Source organism: Alkaliflexus imshenetskii DSM 15055 (genome assembly GCF_000517065.1).
Taxonomy (GTDB): Bacteria; Bacteroidota; Bacteroidia; order Bacteroidales; family Marinilabiliaceae; genus Alkaliflexus; species Alkaliflexus imshenetskii.
Genome location: NZ_KI912105.1, coordinates 1,210,877 through 1,215,115, shown reverse-complemented (window position 1 = coordinate 1,215,115; position 4,239 = coordinate 1,210,877). Strand labels below are relative to the sequence as shown.

General features: G+C 44.5%; 3 protein-coding genes. All 3 read left to right on the top strand.

Annotated elements, in window-relative coordinates:
* On the top strand, nucleotides 1–2,420 hold a 2,420-nt coding region (locus tag ALKIM_RS17690; protein WP_052345411.1), incomplete at its 5' end, for a toprim domain-containing protein.
* Between the two features lie 78 nt (nucleotides 2,421–2,498).
* On the top strand, nucleotides 2,499–3,425 hold the full coding sequence (locus ALKIM_RS19145; RefSeq protein WP_052345410.1) for a tyrosine-type recombinase/integrase: 927 nt from the start codon (nucleotides 2,499–2,501) through the stop codon (nucleotides 3,423–3,425).
* On the top strand, nucleotides 3,418–4,239 hold an 822-nt coding region (locus ALKIM_RS0104965; protein WP_026473674.1), incomplete at its 3' end, for a site-specific integrase. The genes ALKIM_RS19145 and ALKIM_RS0104965, both read left to right, overlap by 8 nt.

Sequence of the window (4,239 nt, the reverse complement as noted above, 5' to 3'; positions counted from 1 at the left end):
AGAGTAGCAAGCACGCAGCCTTGAAAAAAGCTACAGAACTATCCGGAGAAGAAACCAACGCTAAAGATGTAATGGGGATTGCATCCAAAGGAGCTGCCAAGGGGAAGGCAGAAGATTTTGCAGGGCTTTTTGCCCGGCAAATAGCAAGCCTTCCCCGCAGCCCCAAAGCGCTGGACTACCTTAAAGGCCGCGGCCTAAACCCCGAAATGGAAATCGGCTATAACAGCGGCCAGTACTGGAACAAACTCAAACAGTGCATCACCTTCCCGTTGAAAGACCAGGCGGGCAATATCACAAGCCTCTACGGCCGCAGAATAACAGAAAGCAGCGGCCATAACATAGAGTACGGTCGGCACTACTACAGCGAAAATCGCAAAGGCCTTTACCCGGGCTATCCGCCACAAGACACCCAAACATTAATCATCACCGAAGCCATCATCGATGCTGCCACCCTTTTGCAAATTCAGCGTACAGACAAGGCGTGCCTTGTCTCGATAACAATACTTTCCGCCTACGGCACCAACGGTCTAACCACCGAACATAAAGCCGCCATAAAAGCACTAAAGAACCTAAGCGAAATCATCTTCTTTTTCGATGGCGACCAACCCGGACAAGAAGGCGCAGCCCGCTACGCCCATGAGCTTTACGAGAGTGCAGACAACGCATGCGTTGTCTCAATAGTACCCACACCCCAGGATGAAGACATCAACAGCCTTTGGCTAAACTACGGAAAGGAAGCCATACTGCAATTAATCGAAGAACGACAGCCCTGTGAAATGCTTGCTACGCAAATTACACAGGGTAAACCAATCAATAAATCTTTTTCTTCAATTGAAGATTTTTCAATTGAAGAAAAAATATGCCACCCATCCAAAGTTCTGCAGACAGCACGTGCCCAATCACCCTTAAATACCGAGCAGCCCAACAAAATCACTTATACTACCCAAACCGCCCGCTACATTGTAAAAGGCAGCCTTCCCAAGACCTTTGACCGCATGACAATCAGCCTGGACGTTCAGCATTTGGAAACCGCCATTAAATACCGCACAAGATTGGATTTGTACGAAGAAAAGCAAGTCAGAAAAGAAGCCCGTGAAGCCGCCGAGAAACTAGAACTCAGAAGCGACCTTATAGAAAACGACCTGTCGCAACTAACCGACCTACTGGAAGAATACCGGGAAAACCAGCTACAGCAAAGCACCAAAGATGCAGACAGCGATATAACCCTAACCCTTGCGGAGCAGGCCAGATGCAAAGCCTTTTTGCAACAAGCAGACTTAATCCAGAAGCTAAACCAGTTCATCGGTCAAAGCGGCATCACCGGAGAGGACAACAACCGCCTTTTTTTGTTTGTGATAGCTACCAGTCATAAAATGCCCGATACCCTGCACGCCCTGATACAAGGTAGCAGCGGCAGCGGTAAAACCCATCTGCTCTCCAAAATAGCAGAACTGATGCCAGACGAAAGAGTGGTAAAATTTACCCGGGTAACCGAAAACAGCTTTTATAACTACGACGAATACTTTTTTAGAGGCAAACTCATTTGCTTAGAGGACATCGACGGCCTAAAAGAAGAAGCCCTCTTTGCCTGGCGCGAACTCATCAGCAACAACCAACTAAGCAGCTCCACCAGCCAAAAGGACGAAAACGGCAATATCCGCAGCGCCCAAAGAATCGTACGTGGCCCCATGGCCAGCATCTGCGCCACCACCCATGGCCAAATCTACGAGGACAACATGAGCCGCCTTTTTATCATAGCGGTGGATGAAAGCAGTGAGCAAACCGCCCGGATAATGAACTATCAAAAGCAGAAAGCTGCCGGGCTCATAGATGCAGAGAAAGAGCGAGAGGCAAGCGCTCTTTTACAGAACTTGGTAAGAATGCTCAAACCCTGCAAAGTCATTAATCCTTTTGCCTACCAAATCCATTTGCCCGAAAAAGCCCATAAAATAAGACGCCTAAACGAGCTCTATTTAGCCTTTGTAAAGCAAGTCACCATCATCAACCAGTACCGCAGAAAAAAGGACGCACAAGGACGGATAGTAACCGATACCGAAGATCTGAAAACCGCCAATGAAATCATGTTCGACAGTATCTTTTTGAAAGTGGATGAACTCGATGGCTCCCTGCGCCAGTTTTACGAAGAACTAAAGCACCACATCAAAACAAAATCTAACCCCGAACAATACGAGTTTATGCAGCGTGAAATCCGCCACGCCCTGAACATCAGTAAAAGCCAGTTGCAACGCTATATTAGTGATTTGATAGAACTGGAATACATCCAACAAATGGGTGGCTACCAAAACCGGGGCTACAAATACAAAATACTTTGGTGGGACGATATTGCAAAGCTGCGTGAAGATGTAAAACAGCATCTTAAAAATCAAATAGATAAGCTCAAAAATGAATCCCGGCAATAGTCTGGCGACCCTCTGGCGGTTCATGCGTTTTGGGTCACATAAATAACTCATTAACAATACTTAAAGCCTTGGCGACCCGTGACCCATAAAAGTGTTAATAGGGAAATTAAAAGCAAGCAGTTTCTGCACCTGGTGGATAGCTTTACCATCTGGCTTGAAACATTGGGCTACAAAGCCCGGAGTATAAAGCAAATGAACTGGAACGCACAAGAGTTCTTTGCCTTTTTGGAATCCCAAGGTACCCGCTACTTAAGAGACTTTAAAAACAAGCAGGTCAACCAGTATTTAGAATACTTGCAGCATCGCCCCAACTGCAATAAAACAGGCGGTTTAAGCCCGGGTTATATCAACAAGCACATCACAATGCTGCGGCTTTTAAGCAAGTATTTACAGTTTACCGGAAAGGCAAACATCCTAATTAAGCCACAACTACTCAAAACCACCGAAACCGCCACCTACCTAACCAAAACAGAAATACAGGCCCTTTACCAAGCAGCCAAAGACGAAAACAACCTTTACCATCAAAGAGACACCGCCATGCTTAGCCTGTTTTATGGCTGTGGCCTACGTGCAAGCGAAGGCGAAGCGTTAAATATCAATGATATACTTTTTGAAAAGGGTTTAGTGTATGTAAGAAAAGGCAAGAACTACCGTGAACGCTACGTTCCGATGAACAAACAAGTAAGAATAAACCTGAAAAACTACATCACCGACCAAAGAAATGAATTGTTGCAAGGCAACAAAACAGACGCACTGTTACTTGGCCGCCGAGGCGAGAGATGGAGCGTACAGGGCATGTACCACCGCCTACAGCACCTGAAGAACCGAGCCACCAACGAAGCATTGAAACAAAAATCCTTTGGACTGCATATTTTGCGGCACTCCATTGCCACACATCTTTTGCAGGATGGCATGAAACTGGAATATATCAGCAGGTTTTTAGGCCATAAAAGTTTAGAAACAACGCAGAAATACACACATTTAGCAAAAGAGGAAGATGTTTAAACAATGGCTTATAAATAAAGGTCTTGGCATTAATACCGCCAACAATTACAGTCTTTTCATTGAAAAGAAGTTCAAACCTTATTTGAATGCATCTGCCAATAACGGTTTAAGTTCTTTTCTTTCAATTGAATCAATTGAAGAAAAAGAGCCAATAGAACCAATTGTTGAGCCAATCGACCATGAAACCCTGATGGGGTACATCCGCTACCGCAAAGGCCAGGGGATAGGCCCCAAAACCATCAACATGGAGCTAAAGAAAATCAGTTATTACTTAGATTTTAAAGCCTTGCCCAATGTAGCAGAACCCATACGGGTAAAAGGCGTTCAACGAAGAATACCACATGATTTATTTACAGAAAAGCAACTTGATACGATTTACCAAAAGTTCCCGGAAAGCAAAAACCACTGGACACATGCGAATACTTTAAAAACCTATCATTTAATATTAGGGCTTAGAATTTATCAAGGCTTACAAGAGCAAGAACTGGCAAAACTTGAAATTAACCATTTACAACTTGATAAAGGCAAGATATACGTTCCATCCACCAAACGAGCCAATAAACGGATATTAGACCTAAAACCCTTTCAAATACTGCCCCTGCACGAATATCTTTTAACTGATAGAAAGTCCTTAAACGATAAAATAGAAGGAAATTACCTGTTCCACAAAAAGCGCCTAATCCGCGGCATGTCTAGAATAAAAGCCATGATAAAGCGCTATGAACCCAGACTCACAAACATGGCACAAATCCGTGCAAGCACCATTACCAATTGGCTCAAACATTACAACCTCAGAGAAGTGCAATACATGGCC